Here is a 17543-nt window from a genome sequence, read left to right on the forward strand (position 1 = left end):
AATGGCAACATTTGTTGTCGGATCCGCGACGCCGGGCGCAGGGTGGCCGCATGACCGAAAACAACTATGACGTCCTGGTGGTGGGTGGCGGCGCGGCGGGTCTCAGCGCCGCCCTGATGCTGGGCCGGGCGCGCAGGCGCGTCGCGGTCGTCGACGGCGGTGCGCCCCGCAACGCGCCCGCGTCGCACATGCACGGTTTCCTTTCCCGCGACGGCCTCCCGCCGTCCGAACTGCTCAAGATCGGCCGTGAGGAGCTCGCCGGGTACGGCGTCGACCTCCTCGACGACCAGGTCACCCGGCTCGACGACGGGTTCACCGCGCGGCTCGCGAGCGGCCGGGAGCTGACGGCCCGGCGCGTCCTGGTCGCCACCGGCGTCCACGACGACCTGCCGGACCTGCCCGGCCTGCGCGAAAGCTGGGGCACCGACGCGGTGACCTGCCCGTACTGCCACGGCTACGAGGTGCGCGACCAGCCGCTCGGGGTGCTCGGCACCGAGCCCGCGAGCGTCGAGCACGCACTGCTGGTGCGCCAGTGGTCGCCGGACGTCATGTACTTCGCGCACACCGCGCCACCGTCCGAAGAGGACCGCGAACGGCTCGACGCACGGGGCATCCGGGTCGTCGACGGCGTCGTGACCGCCCTGCGGCGGAAAGACGGGCACCTCACCGGGCTCGAGCTGGCCGGCCGGTTCGTGCCGCGGGCGGCGCTGTTCGTCCGGACCCGGACGGTTCCGCACGACGACGTGCTGCGCGGGCTCGGCTGCGCCGTCACCGAAGAGGACGTCGTCGCCGTCGACCCGATGGGCAAGAGCAGCGTGCCGGGCGTGTGGGCGGCCGGGAACGTCGTCGACGCGCGGGCCACCGTGATCATCGCCGCGGCCCAGGGCGCGGCGGCCGCGGGCGCGCTGAACCACGACCTCGTCGCCGAAGACGTCCGGCAGGCGGTCGAGGCGTTCGGCGGTTTCACTCCGGCCGCGGAACGCGCCGCCGCCGCGGCGCGCTGACGTCCTGGCGTCCGGCGGGCGCGCGTGCCAGGCTCGGCGGGTGCGCCCGACGTTGTACGACTTCGCCGGCGGTGACCCCGCGTTCCTCGCGCTGGCCGCCGCCCACCACGAGCGTTGCCTGGCCGACCCCGAGCTGAACCACCCGTTCTCGCACCCCGGGCAGCACCCGCGGCACGTCGAACGGCTGGCGCGGTACTGGGCCGAGGTGCTGGGCGGGCCGCCGACGTTCTCCGCCGAGTACAGCGACCACTCGGCGATGCTGCGGATGCACGCCGGCAACGGCGACATGAGCGACCTCGGCCGCCGGTTCGTGGCGTGCTTCGTGCAGGCCGCCGACGACGCCGGTCTGCCCGCCGACCCCGAGTTCCGCGCCGCGCTGCGGGCCTACATGGAGTGGGCGGTGGCCGAGGTGCTCACCTACCCCGGCCCGGCCGGTGACGTCCCCGCCGGGCTGGCGATGCCGCGCTGGTCGTGGGACGGACTGCAAGCACTGTAACGACGTGAGGGGCACGCGCGTCTTGTGAGCAACGACCGGCTGTGGAGGTCCGTCGCAGAGCCGGCCCGGACGGGTTTCCCCCCGATCCGCCCGGGGCCGGCTCGTCCACGACGTCCGATTTCCGCGAGCACCACCACCGCCCGCCCGGACAGACTGCGGCCATGACGCTCCTGGACCGCTACCTCCTCGCCGCCGAGGGTTTCGAGCACCGCCTCCGGGCGGTCGCGCCGGACGGCTGGGGCGCTCCGACGCCGTGCTCCGAGTGGAACGTCGGGGCGCTGGTGAACCACATGACCCGCGGCAACCTCAACTACGTCGCGCTCCTGCGCGGGAGCAGCCGTGAAGAGTTCCTGGCCGTCCGCGACGTCGACGCGCTCGGGACCGACCCGGTCGCGGCGTACACCGCGTCGGTGCGGGGGTGCGCGGCGGCGTTCGCCGAACCGGGCGCGCTGGACCGGGTCGTCGACTACCCGCTGGGCGAGCTGACCGGGCGGCGGGCCCTGGCCGTGCGGACCACCGACAGCACGGTCCACACCTGGGACCTGGCGCGGGCGCTCGGCGCCGACGACACCCTCGATCCGGGTCTGGTCGCGTGGATCGACGAAGACTTCGACACGATCTTCGCGGGGCTCGCGCTCGGCCCGGCGTTCTTCGCCGACCCGCCACCCGCCGCACCCGGCGCGTCCCGGCAGGACCGGCTGCTCACGCGCTTCGGCCGTGACCCCCGCAGCCCAGCCGTGCGGCCAGTTCCGGCAGCGCCCGCCCCAGCGGCAGGTCCACCCGCACCGACGCGTGCCGGTCACCGCGGGTCTGTCCGCGGTTGACGATCGCCACCGGCTTGCCCGCGGCCGCCGCGTGCCGGACGAACCGCAGGCCCGACATCACGGTCAGCGAAGAACCCAGCACCAGCAACGCGCCGGCGTCGTCGACCAGCCGGTAGCACTGCTCGACGCGCGGGCGCGGCACGTTCTCGCCGAAGAACACGACGTCCGGCTTGAGCACCCCGGCGCATTCCGTGCACGGCACCGGCGTGAACCGGCGGACGACCTCCTCGGGCAGTTCGACGTCGCCGTCCGGGTTGATCCGGGTGGCCGTCCCCTCGAAGGCCGGGTTCGCGGCCCGCAGCCGCCGGTCCAGCTCCGCCCGGGGGCTCGTGCGGCGGCAGGCCAGGCAGATCACGCGGTCCAGGCTGCCGTGCAGCTCGACCGCGTCGGCGGTGCCCGCCGCCTGGTGCAGCCCGTCGACGTTCTGCGTGATCACGCCGGAGACAAAACCGCCGTCGCGCAACGCCGTGACCGCGCGGTGGCCGTCGTTCGGGTCGGCGCGGGCGATCGTGCGCCAGCCGAGGTGGCTGCGCGCCCAGTACCGCTGCCTGCCCTCGGCGCTGGAGACGAACTCGTCGTAGGTCATCGGCGTGTGCCGGCGCAGGCTGCCGCTCTCGCCGCGGTAGTCGGGGATCCCGGACTCGGTCGACAGGCCGGCACCGCTCAGCACGGCCACCCGGCGCCGCGCGAGGACGTCGGTGACTTCGTCGAGGCTGGACGTCCGCGGCAGCGGCGCCTCCGCCGACGTCCAGGTCAGGGTGGGTCGGGTCCGCACCACGCCAGGGTACGCACATGAGGCTGCACGTGCCGCGACACCGCGTTCACCGGCGGTTCCCGAAATTCGCCCGCCCGGCGAATCCCGCGCCCATTCCCGGTGAATTCCCCAGCCTCTTCGCACGCTCCGTACCAGCGGTTTCCTTCGCTCGGGCGCGTTTGGTCACCCGGGCAACCGGCGCAGTTTCCCGGTGTCGGAAAAACCGTCGAAGAGGAGGTCGTCATGTTCCGCGAAATCGTGGCCGGGAGTGCCGCCGCCGTCCTGGCGCTGCTCGTGCCGGCCCCGCCGGCGTCCGCCGCGGGGTCCTACCCCACGCAGGTGCTGCAGCTGACCAACGCCCAGCGGGTCCGGTTCGGGTGCGGGCCGCTCACCGCCGACCCGCTGCTCACCGCCGCGGCCGACGCGCACACCGCCGACATGGCGCGTTACCGGTACTTCAGCCACACCGGCCGGGACGGCGGCGACCCGTCGGCCCGGATCACCGCCGCCGGGTACCGGTGGCAGCGCTGGGCCGAGAACATCGCCGCCGGCCAGCGCACCCCCGAGCAGGTCGTGGAGAGCTGGATGAACAGCAAGGTGCACCGGGCCAACATCCTCGACTGCCGGCTGACCGAGCTGGGGGTGGGCTACACCGTCGACTCGGGCCGCCGGGCGTACTGGACGCAGGACTTCGGCACCCCGAAGGGATAGCGCCCGGTAACCTCCCTTCGCACGGGCAACGGAGGGAAACGCGTGAGCTGGCAGTTCGGGCCCTACCGCGTGGAGTCGCTGGTCGCCCGCGGCGGCATGGGCGAGGTCGTGCGGGCCTACGACACGCGTCACGACCGCGTTGTCGCCCTCAAGCTGCTCGCGCCCGAGTTCGCCGAGGACCGGGAGTTCCAGGAGCGGTTCCGGCGGGAGGCGCACGCGGTGGCGCGGCTGCGCGAGCCGCACGTGATCCCGATCCACGCCTACGGGGAGATCGACGGCCGGCTCTACCTCGACATGCGGCTGGTCGACGGCGAAGACCTCGGCGGGCGGCTGGCCGCGGGCGGCGCGCTCACCCCGGCGGAAGCGGTCGACGTCGTCGGGCAGGTCGCGCAGGCGCTGGCCGCCGCGCACGCCGAGGGGCTGGTGCACCGCGACGTCAAGCCGTCGAACGTGCTCGTCGGCGCGACCGGGTTCGCCTATCTCGTCGACTTCGGCATCGCTCGGGCGGCCGGGCCCGCGACGGGGCTCACCGCGACCGGCGGCGCCGTCGGCACGCTCGACTACATGGCGCCCGAGCGGTTCACCGACGCGCCGGCCGACCACCGCGTCGACGTCTACTCGCTGGCCTGCGTGCTGCACCAGTGCCTGACCGGCAGCAAGCCCTTCGCCGCGTCGACGGCCGTGGCGCTGATCGGCGCGCACCTGCACCAGCCGCCGCCGCGGCCCAGCCGGCTGCGTCCTGGCCTGCCTGCCGCCTTCGACGACGTTATCGCGCGGGGCATGGCGAAGGACCCGGCCGAGCGGTTCGGCAGTGTGACCGAGCTGGCCGAGGCCGCCCGCGCCGCGCTCGGCGGCACCAGCCCGGTCCCGGCCGCCGCTCCCCCGACCCGGCAGGCGACGCGGGTCGGCTCGGCTCCCGAGACGCCGCCGGCGACGGTGGTCCGGCGCGGGTCGAAGGCGCCGTGGCTGGTCGCCGCGGCCGCGCTGGCCGCGCTCCTCGCCGTCGTCGGCTGGTTCACCTTCCACGAGACCTCGACGCAGGCCGCGGCGTCGTCCAGCCCGGCCCCGTCGTCCTCGCCGAAGTCGACGGCGCCCGCGCCGCCGGTGACCGCCGCGCCGGTCACGACCACCCGGACGACCGTCGCCACCAGCGTCGTGAGCAGCGCGGACCTCGGGCTCGCGACGGCGATGAGCACCCCGGCGTGCGACGGCTCGTTCGTCGTTGTGCTCGGCTCGGCCGTCACCCCGGCCCGCTACCGCGCCGACGTCCAGCAGTTGCTGACCACGAACCCCGGTTCGGGGTACCTGCACGCGCCGACCACCGGCTGCGGCTCGCTGCGGCAACGGCTCGACGGTGCCGACGTCTACGCGGTGTACGCCGGGCCGTTCGGCAGCAAGGAAGCCGCGTGCGCGCGACGAACCGGAGCCGCGTACGTCAAACGGCTCGACAACACGTCTTCGCCGGCGCAGGTGGTCAGCTGCTGACCGCGGCCCAGACCGACTCACGGTCCACAAAGGACCGCAGCAGGCCGGTCAACGTCGGGTCCTCGCGGCCGTTCAGCGCGTCGGAGGCGATCCGGCGGGCGACCCCGGCGAGGAAGTCCGCGACCTGGACCCGGGCGTCCGAGCGGGAGTCGACGAACCGGACGCCGGCCAGCCGGTGCCCGAGCCCGGCCTTGAGCTGCAGCACGCGCTCCGGGGTGAGGGCGAGCTGTTCGTCGTGCACCAGCGCGACCGGCGTGCCGCCGGCGCTCCAGTGGCGGACGGTGTGGACCACCGCGGGCACCAGCGGGTCCAGCACCGGCACGAGCCCCGGGTCGCTCGCCAGCCGGGCGCGGTAGGCGGCCACGCGCGCACCGCCCCCGCGGAACCGCGCGACGATCTCGCCGGCCTCGCCGGGGATCGCGGCGAGCTCCTCGACCAGGGCGAAGAACTCCGCCGGTGACGCCGTCGGCCCGCGGCGCGGCTTCAGCCGCAGCACACTCGTGAACGCGGTCAGGAAGAATTCCCAGCGGGCGGCGCCGAAAGCGGCCGGGCCGGCGCGGTACAGCGTGCGCGCCACCGTGTCCGTGCCGTCCTCGGCCAGCAGCGTGACGGCGGCCCGCACGGCGAAGAGCGTCTTGTCGGTCAGGTGCACGTGCCCGCGGCCGGCTAACGGGCCGGCCGGGTCGAGCAGCCACTCGAGGACCGCGCGGTGCTTGGCGCGGAGCAGGTGGTTGGCCTTGTACTCCTCGGCCGGCGAGCCGATGCGGCGGCGGATCTCCCGCACGCACGCGGCGGCCTCCGCCGGCGTCAGCCGCACCCCGGCGTGGGCAAAGACGTCGGTCTCGCCGCCGAGGAGGTTTTCGCCCTCGGAGCCCGACTCGTCGCAGGCGATCTCGACCGGGCTCACCGGTCCGATGGTGCCAGACCGGCCCGCCGGTGGCGACCGGCTTACCGGCCCGGGCGCAGCGGCCGTCCGTCCACGGTGAACTGCCGCAGCAGCGAGAAGGCCTGCGGCGACGGCCCGTGGTCCTGCAGGAACCGCAGCCGTGCCAGCGCCTGCGCGACGTCCGGCCGGCCGCCGTCCGAGACCCACCACAGCGCCGTCGACGGCTGCCGCGTGCGGCCGAACCACCGGCGGCGGCGCAGCAGGGCCTGCCCGTGCGCGCCGTGGTAGACGAACTCGTGCAGGCTCCGGTAGTCCCGCCACACCGACACGTTGACGACCAGTTCGGTGTCGCCCGCGGTGACGATCGGATGCCCCGAACCCGCGCCGAGCCGCCAGACGAACCCGGGCGCGGCCTCGGCGAGCCGGGCGACGGCGTCGAACACCGTCACGAATCCGGCCATGACGGGGTCGTCCAGCGGCGCCCGCGGCACCGCGACATTGACCTGGGCGAGTTCGGCCACCGGGACAGCGTAGGTCCGGTCACGGTTGGGCCACACCGGCTAACGACCATGAGCCCCCCGCGGACTGGGGAGGCACAGGGGTTTCGGGAGGCGTGATGGCCGCGAACGACACACGGGCCCGGCGCGCGCTCGTGGTGGCCGTGGCCGTGCTGCTGCTGGGTGGCGCGGGAGTCCTGGTCCACCAACGGCTTTCCGGCCGGTCGGCCGTGGCAGGCGGGACGCTCACCGTCGGCGGCGTCGAGGTCGTCGCGCCGGCGGGCACGCGCCTGTCGGCGGGCCCGGCGCCGGAGCCGGGTGCCGAGACGCCGATGACCCGCCGCGTCGGCAGCGGCGTAGAAGTGGCCTTCGAGGGCGGCAGGCCGCGAGTGCGGATCCCGCTCGTCGCCGCGCCGCCGCCGGGGTTCGTGCCCGTGCTCGTCACCGCGAACGGCTCCCGGCTCGTGCCCGCCGGGTACGACGCCGGGGGCATCGTCGCCGAGCTGGACCGGCCGGGCGCCTTCTGGGGCGGGCTGCTCGACCTCGCGGCGCTGGGCCGCAGTGGGGTGCCGGACCCGGCGCCGCGACCGGACTGCGCGGGGCGGGCCGCGAGCTCCGCCGGGGTGACCGTCGGGATCGGCGTGGCGGATCCCCAGGCACCAGTGCAGGCGTGTGTAACCGCCGCCGGTGGCCGCGCGAGTGTCACCCTGACCTCGAACGCGCGGGTGCCCTACCGGCTCGAGGTGCCGGCGGGCTGGCCCGAGCCGAGCGCCCGGACCGCGGCCGCGAGCACGTCCGCCGTGCAGCTGCTCGGCCGGCCACGCCAGCGGGAGCTGCTCTGGCCCGGTTCCGGCGTGACCTACGACGTGCCGTTCGGCCGGCTGCCGGCGAGCGTCCGCGGCACGGCCGAGCCCGGCCCCGCGCTCGGGACGGCGCTCGCCACGGCTGCGCACCGCGTAGCCGCGCTGTTCGGCCTGGCCACCGGGCCCGAACCCGCGTCCGGAGTGCTGACCTGCGCCGCCGACACCGCCGCCGCCCGCTACTCCGCGGGCCGGCCGCTCGACGCCGTCGCGGCCGAGGTGTGGACCGCGCTCGAACCGTGCCACCCGGACGGCGGCGGTGTCGTGCGGCGGCTCCTCGCCGCCGGGATGGGGCCGGTGACCGGCGGGTTCGCCGACGCGCTCGCCGGGGCCGCCGTCGAGATCCCGGTGACCACGAGCCGCTCGGCGCGGTTCACGCAGAACGTCGACTACCGGCCGTGGACCGGCACCCGCGTCACGACGGCGCTGCGGGTGACCGGGACCTGCGCCGCGGTGTCCGCGGTGTCCGGCCGCCACGACGCCTACCGCTGTTCGACCCGCGACAAGACCTACGACCCCTGTTTCGCCGGGACCGGCGCCCGGCCGCAGGTGCTCTGCCCGACGTCGGCGAGCAAGGCCGTGCTGCTGACCTACACCGGCGCGCTGCCGTCGCCCCCGGAGCCCGGTGGCACTGCCGATCCGTTCCTGCTCACGCTGGAAGGCGGCCTGGAGTGCGCCGCCGTCACCGGGAACGCGCCGCCGGGCGCCCGGTTCGCCTGCACCGACGGCAAGACCTTCCTGCACGGTGAACCGGACACGTCGAGTCCCTTGTGGACGATCGACGCGGCGACCGTCGCCAAGGCCTACACCTAGCCCAGGGTGATCTTGCCGCCGGTGACGGTGACCTTCTTCTTCTCCAGCGGCTGCGACGCCGGGCCGTTCGCCACCGAGCCGTCGGCGATGGCGAACTTGCTGCCGTGGCACGGGCAGTTGATGGTGCCGTCGGCGACGGCGTCGACCGCGCAGCCCTGGTGGGTGCAGACCACGGAGAAGGCCGCGAAGGTGCCGGCCGCCGGCTGCGTGACCACCACCTGCTGCGCGGCGAACACCTTGCCCCCGCCGACCGGCACGTCGGCGGCGTCGCCGAGCGCGGTGCCGGCCACGGGCGCCGGCGCGGCGGACGTCGAGGCCGAGGTGCCGCCGTAGGTGCTGCACCCGGCGGCCAGGCCGGCGCCCAGGACCGCGAGGGCCGTCCGGCGCGCCAGCACCGGGTCCGTGTTGTCGTCGCGCAAGGTCGTCCTCCGCCTAGAAGGTCAAGCCGAATTGGGTGAAGAACCACAGCGACGCGCTCAGCCACAGCCCGACCAGCGCGGTGAAGACCAGGCCGCCGACCACCGGCAGCGACCACCCGGGGGCGCCGTCCTTGCGCAGCAGCAGCATCTTCGCGACGAACACGCCGTAGAAGAAACAGCCCAGCAGCGAATGCAGCAGGACCCGCGTGTCGAACGACTGGAACCCGAGCGCGTAGAGGCAGTGCAGCGCCACCGGGATCGACACGAGGAAGGCCAGCCGCCCCGACCAGCGGTGCACCGGCGCGACCCACGCGGGGGTGGTGCGGCCGAGCTTGCCGTACATCGCCAGCGCCGAAACCAGCTGCACGAGCGCCAGCACGACGACGACCGTGGCGAGCCACGCCTTCACCGACTGCGGGCTGGAGAAGCCGGCGACGTTGATCGCGACCCCGGTCGGCGTGTGCAGGCTGCCGTAGACACCGAGCACCACCGAGACGACGGCGCCGACGGCCAGCGAGACCAGGAGCACCACCGCGGCGCGGTTGCCCGCCGTGGTCATCAGAAGTCCCCGTTCCCGGCCAGGCCGCTGACGGCTTCGGCCGACACGGGCGCGCCGTCGACGGTCGCCGTGGCGGCGGCCGGGTCGAGCGCGGGCGCCGGCGTCGAGTCCTCGTCCGTCGTGAGGATGCCGACCTGGCTGCCGTCGGGCTGCACGATCCAGCCGACCTTGCCCGTCTTGCCCTTCACCTTCGGCGTCGCGCGGTAGAGGCCCGCGGGTTTCTTCGCCGGGGGCGCGGAGAACTGCCAGGTCTTGCCGGCCGCCGTCACCGTGCCGGTGACCGCGGCCGTGTCGAAACTGCCCGTCAGGCTGGCGTTCTTGGCGCCCTTGAGGTCGAGCTTCCCGCCGACCGTCACCCCCTGGAGCCAGGCTTCGACCTTCTTGCCGTCGCAGAGGTAGGCGATGGCGTGCCCGTCGCGCACCGACACGGCGACCGACGCGCCGCCGCCGGTGACGCGGCCGGCGTAGTCCGCTCGCGCGGGCGCTGCTTCCTGCTTCGGCGCTTCGGACGTCTTCGGCGGCGGCGCGGCCGTCGTGCTCGCGGCGCCGGCCGCGCTCGCGGCGCCGGCGACCGGCGCCACGCCCGTCCCCGTCGCCAGGTTGGCGATCCCGATCCCGCCGGCGAGCACCACACCGGCGAGCAAGGTGAACAACGGCCCCGGATGTTCCATGATCTCCCCGCTTCTCCCTACCCACCACCGTGCTCGTAACACGAGGGTCGGGGCGGAACGGCTCAACGCTACGCGTGGAAAAGAGGTATCGCTTAGCCTCTGCAACCGGTGAGCCGTGGTTGACTGGGCGCATGCTGCCCTGGGACGGCGACCTCGCCGGCCGGCTCGACCGGCACACCGTCGACTCCGCGCTGTTGCGCGACAATCCGCTCGGCGACCCGCACGAGCGTCCGCTGTGGGTGTACGTGCCACCGGGGTACGACGACGGCGACCAGCGCTACCCCGCGGTGTACGTCATCCAGGGGTACACCGGGCACCTGTCGATGTGGGCCAACCGGACGCCGTTCCGGCAGCCGTTCGTCGAGACGGCCGACGCGCTCTTCGCCGGCGGCACCCCCGGCTGCGTCGTCGTGTACGTGGACGCCTGGACCGCGTACGGCGGCTCGCAGTTCGTCGACTCGCCGGGCACCGGCCGCTACCACTCGTACCTCTGCGACGAGATCGTGCCCTGGGTCGACGAGCACTACCGCACGCTGCCCGACCGCGAGTCCCGCGCGATCACGGGCAAGTCGTCGGGCGGCTTCGGCGCGATGATCACGCCGATGCTGCGCCCCGACCTGTTCGGCGCGCTGGCCACGCACGCGGGCGACGCGCTGTACGAGATGTGTTACGTCCCGGACTTCGGCAAGGCGGTCCGCGCGCTGCGCGAGTACGACCAGGACGTCGAGGCGTGGTGGGCGGACTTCCGCAGCCGCACGGCGTTCACCAAGCCCGAGGACTCAAACCTCCTGATGCTGTACGGCGTCGCGGCGTGTTTCTCGGCCACCGAAGACGGCACCCCGGAGCTGCCGTTCGACCCGGCGACCGGCGCGCTGCGGCCCGCGGTGTGGCAGCGCTGGCTGGACTGGGACCCGGTCCGGATGGCGCCGGACCACGCGGAGGCGATCCGTTCACTGCGCGCGGTGTGGATCGACGCGGGCACGAGCGACGAGTGGTACCTCGACCTGGGCGCGGAGGCGTTCCGGAACGCGGTGGCGGAGGTCGGCCTGCCGGAGGAGCGGGTGCGGTTCGAGCTGTTCGATGCGGGGCATGGGGGGATCGACTACCGGTATCCGCTGTCGCTGGCTTGGTTGGCGGAGCGGCTGGCCCGCTGAGCCGGGCCGCCGTCGTCGGTCAGCCTGAGGCCGTTGCCGATCAGGTGGATCATTCGCAGCCCCGGTTTTCGTACAGCCGCTAGGCTCGGCCGCATGGTGACCGAGACCGACGTCGCGCTGCCCGGCGGAGCCACCCTGCACGTCTACGACAGCGGCGGCCCGGCGCGGCTCACCGTGCTCTGGCACCACGGCACGCCCAACCTCGGCGCGCCGCCCGGGCCGTTGCTGCCGCTCGGCGAGCGGCTCGGGGTTCGGTGGATCTCCTACGACCGGCCCGCCTACGGCACCTCCACCCCCGCGCCCGGGCGGACCGTCGGGGACGCCGCCGGGTGGGCGACCGCCGTCGCCGATGCGCTGGGCGTCGGGAAGTTCGCCGTCATGGGGCATTCCGGGGGCAGCTCGCACGCTCTCGCCTGTGCCGCGCTGCTGCCGGATCGCGTTATCGCCGTTGCGAGCCTGGCCGCCGTCGCGCCCTTCGACGCCGAGGGGCTCGACTGGTTCGGGGGGATGGCCGCCGCCAGTGCCGCTTCGCTCGGCGCCGCCGCCGAAGGACGCTCGGCCAAGGAAAAGCACGAGGCCGCCAGTGAGTTCGATCCGGACGTCTTCACCGAGGCCGACTTCGCCGCGCTCAAGGGTTCCTGGTCGTGGCTGGACGAGGTCGTCCAGCCCGCGCTCGCCGGCGGGCCGGACGGCCTGATCGACGACGACCTCGCCTACGTCACGCCCTGGGGTGGCGACCCGGCCGCGATCACCGCGCCGGTCCTGCTGCTGCACGGCGAAGCGGACCGGATGATCCCGGCGACGCACAGCGCGTGGCTCGCCGGCGCCTGCCCGGACGCGGAGTTCCGGGCCACCGCCGGCGACGGGCACATCTCCGTGCTGGACCACGCCGCCGGCGCCCTCACCTGGCTCGCCGGTCACAGCAGCGCGAGCGAAGCGACCACCGGCGCCAGGTAGATCACCGGGAACGCCAGGTGCCCGTACGACCGGGCGCGGGCGACGGTGACGAGGGCGCCGAGGAAGTACAGCACCAGGCCGATCGCCGCGGCGACGCCGATCGGCGGCACGAACAGGCCGGCGACCAGCCCGGCCGCGCCGGCCGCCTTCGCGGTGCCGAGCCACGGCCACCACGCCTCCGGCACGCCGTAGGAGGTGATCGGCTCGACGACCCATTTCGCGCGGGTGAACACCGAGACGGCGGAGAACCCGGCCAGTGCGGCGGCGACGAGGGTGACGATCAGGTATGCGGTCGACATCGGAGCTCCTCAGGAGATCGCGGGCGCCGGGGGTTCCGGCGCCGTCACCCCCTCGACTCCGAGGTCGGGACCGATGTGACAGCTCTTCTCGTGACAGCGGTCACAGCGTCAGCCGGAGCACCGTTTCGCCGAGGTCGACCTCGCCCCGGAACCAGGGCTCGTCCCGAGGGTTCCGGCGAAGTCGGATTCGCCGGTCGGCTCGCAGCGCGGACGGCCAGGTACACCACACCGGAGGTCGCGGTAGCGGCCCGGGAAGGGTCATGAATGACTCATTCATGACCTCTGACGAGGTGAATGAGTCATTCACGACATCGCAACGGCTCGCCGGTCACGTTCGCCCCGGCACCAGCGCCAGCGGTAGCCGCCAGGCGGGATCCCGGCCCGCAGACCGAGGGCTTCGGGCCGGTCGCCGGCCTTGACCGTGGTGCACACCGTTGAGGTGCCCGCCCGTTCGTCGGCGCCCGCGAACATCCGGCGGCCGCACGGCGCGGCGCTCAGCACCGGCGAGCTCACGGGACGCGCACCTCGTCCGGCGTCCGGTCGGGCCGCAGCCCTCGCCACGCCGTGTGCCGCAACCGGCGGTCCGGCGTGATCCGGCGGTAAACCACCTCGCCGACCAGTGACGGCTCCACCCACTTCGCCCCCAGTGCCCGGTCGCGCGGCAGCTCGGTCGCGAACGGGCTCGCGGTGCGGACCAGCGGCGCCAGCGCGTCGCTGAGGTGGTCGAGCGCCTCGTCGGTGAACCCCGTGCCGACGTCGCCGAGGTACACCAGCTCGCCGGCGTCGTCGAACGCGCCGAGCAGGAGCGCGCCGAACGTGCCCGCGCGGCGGCCTTCGCCGGCGCGCCAGCCGCCGACGACCACTTCGCACGTCTGCCTCAACGCGTGTTTTGTCCACAGGGGTGAGCGCGCGCCGGGCAGGTACGGCGCGTCGAGGCGCTTCGCGACGACGCCTTCGATGCCGTGCTCGGCGGCCGTCGCCAGCAGCTGGTCCGGTGAGATGTCGGCCCGGCAGTACCAGGGCGGCACGACGAGGCGGCCATCGGCGGGCCGGACCAGCTCGGCGAGCAGCTCGCGCCGCTGCTCGTACGGGAGCTCCAGCAAGGACTCGTTCCCGATCCGCAGCACGTCGAAGGCGAAGTAGACGACCGGGACCTCGGCCTGCAGCTCCGGCGTCGGCGGGTGCATGGCGCGGCGCTGCATGAGCACGAACTCCGGGCGCCCGGCCTCGTTGAGCGCGACGACCTCGCCGTCGAGCACCGCCGCCTGGCCGCCGAGCGCCGCCCCGAACACGTCCCGCAGCTCGGGGTAGCGGTGCGTGTGGTCACTGCCGCTGCGGCTGGTGATCCGGGCCTCGCCGGTGTCGGCGACCCGGGCGCAGCCGCGGAAGCCGTCCCACTTCCACTCGTACCCGTGGCGGTCGTCGTCGGGCAGCGGCCCGTCGACGGCCAGCATCGCGGCCACCGCCGCCGGGATCGTCCCCATCCCCCACCTCCGCGCTCGACGTCCAGTGTGGAGGATCGGCGGCCGCGCGTCACCCGGCGGGCAGCAGCGGCAAGAGCTCCTGGTGGCTCCCGGCGCGGCGCAGCACCGGCGAACCCGGCCCGTCCGGCGCGAGGTCCCCGGCGCGCAGCGCGGCCAGGAACCGCACGATCACCCGCGGCGGCGGCAGGATGTCGGCCCCGCCGAGGTAGGCCAGCACGATCATCTCCTCGCCGCACGCCGCCTCGACCGCGACCGCCCAGCCGTGCACCTCGTCCCACAGCAGCGCCACGTCGCGGTCGGGGAACCGGCGCAGCCGCCAGTCGACCGCGAGGTAGGCCGACACCGGGACGTCGACGTCCACGGTGCAGGACTCGAGGCCGAAGCCGAGCGCCCTGGCCACCTCGCCGAGGTAGGCGCGCAGGCCGCGCTGGAACCAGAACTCGAGATCGGTGTCGATCAGGCCGGACACCCGTTTCCTTTCTTCGCACCGGAACGCCGGCCGCGCGCCCTGCCGGCCGGAGGAGCAGGATCGGCCGAGCGCGCATTCGACAAGAATGGCTACCGTCGCGAGAACAATGTCTCCGGCCACCGCGGCGGCCGTGCGCCGCTCACCGGCGAACGCGGTGAGCGTGAACAGCTTGCGGCGATCGGAGACCCGTCCTGACGGTTTACGCGTAGACCGTACCCACTTCGTCCAGCTTGCCGCACAACGGAAAGATCGTCCAGCGACGAGCCGTGCACCGGCACGCGCCGTCTGCACGTGCAACAGTCCACTGAGGACGATCAAACCGCCTGGTCCCGACCCCGCCCCGGCAATTCGCCCGGAAACCGCGGGCGCCGCGCCGGGAACCGGCCGGGATTCACCACGGAATTGCGGTTTCCGAAATTCAGCCGAACGCAGGAATCGGGACGCGCGTGCGCTCCAGATCGGCGAAGAGGTCGCCCAGCTCGTCGACGCGCGCGAGGACCTCGTCGGCGGTGAACCGCAGGTGCGTCACGTGCCGGCAGGCGCGGACCTCGTCCCACGTCACCGGGGTCGACACCGTCGGCTCGTCGCGCCCGCGCAGGGAGTACGGCGCCACGGTGGTCTTGAAGGGGTTGTTCTGGCTCCAGTCGATGAAAACCTTGCCCGGCCGCAGGGTTTTCGTCATGCGGGCGACGACGCGGTCCGGCGTCTCCGCGGCCAGCCGCTCGGCCAGCGCCCTGGCGTACTGCGACGTCTCCGCGCCGTCGGTCGTGACGACACCCGCGTACAGCTGCATCCCCTTGGAGCCACTGGTCTTCGCGACCGGCGTGAACCCGTCTTCGGTGAGCACCTCGTAGAGCTGCTCGGCGACGCGGCAGCAGTCGACCACGGTCGCCCCCGGCCCCGGGTCGAGGTCGAACACCAGCCGGTCCGGGGTGCTCCGCTCGTCGCCGTCCTCGACCGTCCACTGGTGGACGTGCAGCTCGAGCGCGGCGAGGTTGGCCGCCCACACCAGCTCGGGCAGGTCGTTGATCAGCGGGTACTCGATGATCTCGGGGTCCTTGCCGCGGCCGCCGACGGCGAGGCTCGCGGTCCGGACCCAGTCCGGCGCGTGCCGGGAGACGTTCTTCTCGAAGAACGAGCTGCCGGTGACGCCGTCCGGGAACCGCACGAACGTCATCGCCCGGTCGCGGATGTGCGGCAGCATCAGCGGCGCGATGCGCGTGTAGTAGTCGAGGACCTCGCCCTTGGTGAACCCGTGCCGCGGGTAGAGCACCTTTTCGAGGTTCGAGAGCGTCAGCTGCCGCTCGCCCACCTGCACCGTGATCCGGCTCCCCGCCACACCGCACACGCTACCGCCCCCGGCGGTGGAGCACACCGGTCACTCGTGGTTATGATGCAGTCGTATTACCAACGAGAGGGGACCACGGTGAAGTTCGACGTGCTGCAGATCGTGGGAGCGGTGCTGACCGTCATCGGCGCACAGGGCGTCATCCGGCTGCTGATCGACCACGAGCACCTCGGCCTGCTCGGCTGGCTCGACGCCGGTTTCGCGGGCACGCTGGTGTGCTACGTCGTGGCGACGGCGATCGGCGTTGTGCTCGCCGGCTGGGCGCACGACCGCGCCAAGGCGCTCGGCCGCCGCAAGTAGGTCAGCTGGCCGCGTCCTGGATCCCGGCCGAGAGCAGCTCCCGCAGCGCGTCCGAGAGCGACGCGAACATCGGGACCACCGCGGCCAGGCCGGTGATCCGGAACAGCCGGGCGAGGGTGCGGCTGTTCGCCACGACGCCGAACCGGCGTCCCTCGCTGCCGGCCCGTTCCGCGGCCGCCGCCAGCGCCCGGGCGCCGGCCAGGCCGACGAACGCCACCTTCGTCAGGTCCACCACCGTGGTGCCCGGTGGCGCCGCCCGCAGCTCGCGGTCCAGGATCGGCAGGGTCAGGGCGTCGATCTCGCCGGTGAGGGTCAGCACGAGGAAACCGGGGCGGTACTCCGTCCGGCGCGCCGCGAGCGGCGCGGACCGGGCCGGGACCGGGGAGGTGGGGGACACGGGGTCGTCAGGCCTTCCGCGCCGGGCGGGCCGGCGTCGCAGCGAGGTGATCAAGGACGGGGTCTTGATACCCAAAGTCCCGCGCGGGAAACGCCCGCTTTCTCCGGGCCTCCCACGATCCGGGAAACTCGGCACCCTCGAAGAAAAACGAGCCCCCCGATCGTGCGGTTTGCGCCTCGCGTCGCTCCGGGTAACCGAACCGGGGAACCGAGGAGGCGTCATGACCGACCGGCGGTGCCGATGATGTACAGCGAAGTGGTCGTTGTCGGCCAGGTGGCCTGCGACCTCGTGCTCCCGGCCGCGGACGCGCCGGTCGAGCACGGACAGGCGACGCTCGGCGGGAGAGGCGCCCACCAGGCCGTCGCTCTGCGCCAGCTCGGGACGTCGGTGTCCCTGGTCAGCGTGGTCGGCGACGACCCCGCCGGGGACACGCTGCGCGCCCAGGCCCGGGCCGACCGGATCGGGACGACCCACGTCGTCCGCCGGCCCGGCACCGAGACCGCGCGGCTGGTCGACGTGGTCGACGACCAGGGCCGCCGCCGCCACTGCGAGCACGTCCCGGACGGCACGCTCGTCACCGAGACCGACGTCTTCGCCGCGTCCGCGCCGATCTCGGCCGCGGCCTCGCTGATCGTCCAGCTGCGCCAGCCCGCCCCGGCGGCGCTGCTGGCGGCCCGGCTGGCGCGCCGGGCGGGCACCCGGGTCGTGCTGGACGGCGCGCCGGAGGCCCTGACCCCCGAGCTGCTGGCGCTGGCCGACGTCGTGCGTGCCGACGGGCACGACGCCGAACTGCTCGCCGGCGAGCCCTTGGCCGACGTCGCCACGGCGGCCCGCGCGGCCACCGAACTCCGCCGGCGCGGGCCGTCGCTCGTGGTGCTCGAGGTGACCGGGCAGGGCACCCTGTTCGCCGGGCCCGAGGGCACGTGGTTCCTCCCGGACGTCGAGACCGAGGTGGTCGACCCGACCGGCGCGGGGGACGCCCTGGTCGCGACGCTGACGGCGGCGCTCACCCGCCGGCGGCCGCTGGAGACGGCGGCGTGCCTGGCGGTGGCCGCGGCGGCGGCGACCACCGAGCACGCGGGCGGACGGCCCCGGCTGACCCGGCCCGACCTCGACCGGCTGCAGCCGCAGGGGCTGGAAGTCGTCCACGCGTGAA

Annotated in this window: 21 protein-coding genes and 1 pseudogene; 10 read left to right on the forward strand and 12 right to left on the reverse strand. The window is 74.1% G+C overall.

The genetic code is table 11. The features are described 5' to 3' along the window. Positions 1–50 precede the first annotated feature (50 nt). The 3 genes and pseudogenes from ACZ63E_RS37825 to ACZ63E_RS37835 form a co-directional block, all read left to right on the forward strand. Entirely contained in the window at positions 51–1004 is a 954-nt protein-coding gene (locus ACZ63E_RS37825; protein WP_465341137.1) for an NAD(P)/FAD-dependent oxidoreductase, read from the forward strand. 40 nt (positions 1005–1044) lie between these two features. After that, positions 1045–1500: a group II truncated hemoglobin gene (locus tag ACZ63E_RS37830; RefSeq protein ID WP_465341138.1), complete on the forward strand. Its 456-nt coding sequence runs from the start codon at positions 1045–1047 to the stop codon at positions 1498–1500. 161 nt (positions 1501–1661) lie between these two features. Further along, positions 1662–2192: pseudogene (locus tag ACZ63E_RS37835) on the forward strand (TIGR03086 family metal-binding protein); the annotation flags it as partial. A 10-nt stretch (positions 2193–2202) separates the two neighbouring features. Here the strand turns inward: ACZ63E_RS37835 and ACZ63E_RS37840 are convergent. Beyond that, positions 2203–3099 carry an NAD-dependent protein deacetylase gene (locus ACZ63E_RS37840; protein ID WP_465341139.1) on the reverse strand — a complete coding sequence of 299 codons (897 nt, stop codon included), beginning with the start codon at positions 3097–3099 and terminating at the stop codon, positions 2203–2205. Between the two features lie 222 nt (positions 3100–3321). Between ACZ63E_RS37840 and ACZ63E_RS37845 the strand changes: the two genes are divergently transcribed. Continuing rightward, entirely contained in the window at positions 3322–3789 is a 468-nt protein-coding gene (locus tag ACZ63E_RS37845) for a CAP domain-containing protein (protein ID WP_465341140.1), read from the forward strand. A 42-nt stretch (positions 3790–3831) separates the two neighbouring features. After that, positions 3832–5274 carry a serine/threonine-protein kinase gene (locus tag ACZ63E_RS37850; RefSeq protein WP_465341142.1) on the forward strand — a complete coding sequence of 481 codons (1443 nt, stop codon included), beginning with the start codon at positions 3832–3834 and terminating at the stop codon, positions 5272–5274. Here the strand turns inward: ACZ63E_RS37850 and ACZ63E_RS37855 are convergent. Both ACZ63E_RS37855 and ACZ63E_RS37860 read right to left on the reverse strand, forming a co-directional pair. After that, positions 5264–6181: a DUF3800 domain-containing protein gene (locus ACZ63E_RS37855; protein ID WP_465341143.1), complete on the reverse strand. Its 918-nt coding sequence runs from the start codon at positions 6179–6181 to the stop codon at positions 5264–5266. The genes ACZ63E_RS37850 and ACZ63E_RS37855 overlap by 11 nt on opposite strands. Before the next feature lie 41 nt (positions 6182–6222). Beyond that, positions 6223–6681 carry a DUF3291 domain-containing protein gene (locus ACZ63E_RS37860; protein WP_465341144.1) on the reverse strand — a complete coding sequence of 153 codons (459 nt, stop codon included), beginning with the start codon at positions 6679–6681 and terminating at the stop codon, positions 6223–6225. A gap of 95 nt (positions 6682–6776) precedes the next feature. On the opposite strand from ACZ63E_RS37860, the gene ACZ63E_RS37865 reads away from it, so the two are divergent. After that, positions 6777–8330, forward strand: coding sequence for a hypothetical protein (locus ACZ63E_RS37865; protein WP_465341145.1), 1554 nt, complete (start codon positions 6777–6779; stop codon positions 8328–8330). Here ACZ63E_RS37865 and ACZ63E_RS37870 read toward each other — a convergent pair. From ACZ63E_RS37870 to ACZ63E_RS37880, 3 genes are read right to left on the reverse strand one after another with little or no spacing between them, the layout of a single operon-like run. Next, positions 8327–8749 (reverse strand): Rieske (2Fe-2S) protein, encoded by a 423-nt coding sequence (locus ACZ63E_RS37870; RefSeq protein WP_465341146.1) that lies wholly within the window; start codon positions 8747–8749, stop codon positions 8327–8329. The genes ACZ63E_RS37865 and ACZ63E_RS37870 overlap by 4 nt on opposite strands. Before the next feature lie 13 nt (positions 8750–8762). Continuing rightward, positions 8763–9308: a DUF6529 family protein gene (locus tag ACZ63E_RS37875; protein ID WP_465341147.1), complete on the reverse strand. Its 546-nt coding sequence runs from the start codon at positions 9306–9308 to the stop codon at positions 8763–8765. Further along, positions 9308–9979, reverse strand: coding sequence for a hypothetical protein (locus tag ACZ63E_RS37880; RefSeq protein WP_465341148.1), 672 nt, complete (start codon positions 9977–9979; stop codon positions 9308–9310). The genes ACZ63E_RS37875 and ACZ63E_RS37880 overlap by 1 nt, the downstream gene beginning before the upstream one ends. 131 nt (positions 9980–10110) lie before the next feature. Here ACZ63E_RS37880 and ACZ63E_RS37885 point away from each other — a divergent pair, with 131 nt between their 5' ends. Beyond that, positions 10111–11133 carry an alpha/beta hydrolase-fold protein gene (locus ACZ63E_RS37885; protein WP_465312117.1) on the forward strand — a complete coding sequence of 341 codons (1023 nt, stop codon included), beginning with the start codon at positions 10111–10113 and terminating at the stop codon, positions 11131–11133. Between the two features lie 93 nt (positions 11134–11226). Further along, positions 11227–12090, forward strand: coding sequence for an alpha/beta fold hydrolase (locus ACZ63E_RS37890; protein ID WP_465341149.1), 864 nt, complete (start codon positions 11227–11229; stop codon positions 12088–12090). On the opposite strand, the gene ACZ63E_RS37895 is transcribed toward ACZ63E_RS37890, so the two are convergent. The 5 genes from ACZ63E_RS37895 to ligD (ACZ63E_RS37915) all read right to left on the reverse strand — a co-directional run bounded on the left by ACZ63E_RS37895 (position 12051) and on the right by ligD (ACZ63E_RS37915) (position 15681). Continuing rightward, positions 12051–12389 (reverse strand): DoxX family protein, encoded by a 339-nt coding sequence (locus ACZ63E_RS37895; protein ID WP_465341150.1) that lies wholly within the window; start codon positions 12387–12389, stop codon positions 12051–12053. The genes ACZ63E_RS37890 and ACZ63E_RS37895 overlap by 40 nt on opposite strands. A gap of 303 nt (positions 12390–12692) precedes the next feature. Next, positions 12693–12902, reverse strand: a complete 210-nt coding sequence (locus tag ACZ63E_RS37900; RefSeq protein ID WP_465341151.1) for a hypothetical protein — start codon at positions 12900–12902, stop codon at positions 12693–12695. Further along, a complete protein-coding gene (gene ligD, locus ACZ63E_RS37905; RefSeq protein WP_465341152.1) occupies positions 12899–13873 on the reverse strand; it encodes a non-homologous end-joining DNA ligase in 975 nt (324 codons plus the stop codon). Before ligD (ACZ63E_RS37905) ends, ACZ63E_RS37900 begins: the two co-directional genes overlap by 4 nt. A 49-nt stretch (positions 13874–13922) precedes the next feature. Continuing rightward, a complete protein-coding gene (locus tag ACZ63E_RS37910) occupies positions 13923–14342 on the reverse strand; it encodes a DUF6292 family protein (RefSeq protein ID WP_465312122.1) in 420 nt (139 codons plus the stop codon). 418 nt (positions 14343–14760) lie between these two features. Beyond that, positions 14761–15681: a non-homologous end-joining DNA ligase gene (ligD, locus tag ACZ63E_RS37915; protein ID WP_465341153.1), complete on the reverse strand. Its 921-nt coding sequence runs from the start codon at positions 15679–15681 to the stop codon at positions 14761–14763. 87 nt (positions 15682–15768) lie between these two features. Here ligD (ACZ63E_RS37915) and ACZ63E_RS37920 point away from each other — a divergent pair, with 87 nt between their 5' ends. Then, the gene (locus ACZ63E_RS37920) at positions 15769–15990 is read left to right on the forward strand and encodes a hypothetical protein (protein WP_465341154.1); all 222 of its coding nucleotides are present in this window, start codon (positions 15769–15771) and stop codon (positions 15988–15990) included. 1 nt (position 15991) lies between these two features. Here the strand turns inward: ACZ63E_RS37920 and ACZ63E_RS37925 are convergent, their stop codons facing one another. Beyond that, on the reverse strand, positions 15992–16387 hold the full coding sequence (locus ACZ63E_RS37925) for an STAS domain-containing protein (protein ID WP_465341155.1): 396 nt from the start codon (positions 16385–16387) through the stop codon (positions 15992–15994). A 243-nt stretch (positions 16388–16630) separates the two neighbouring features. Between ACZ63E_RS37925 and ACZ63E_RS37930 the strand changes: the two genes are divergently transcribed. Further along, positions 16631–17542 (forward strand): PfkB family carbohydrate kinase, encoded by a 912-nt coding sequence (locus ACZ63E_RS37930; RefSeq protein ID WP_465341156.1) that lies wholly within the window; start codon positions 16631–16633, stop codon positions 17540–17542. The last annotated feature ends 1 nt before the right edge of the window (position 17543 follow it).

The sequence above is a fragment of the Amycolatopsis sp. NPDC104819 genome, from assembly GCF_055583145.1.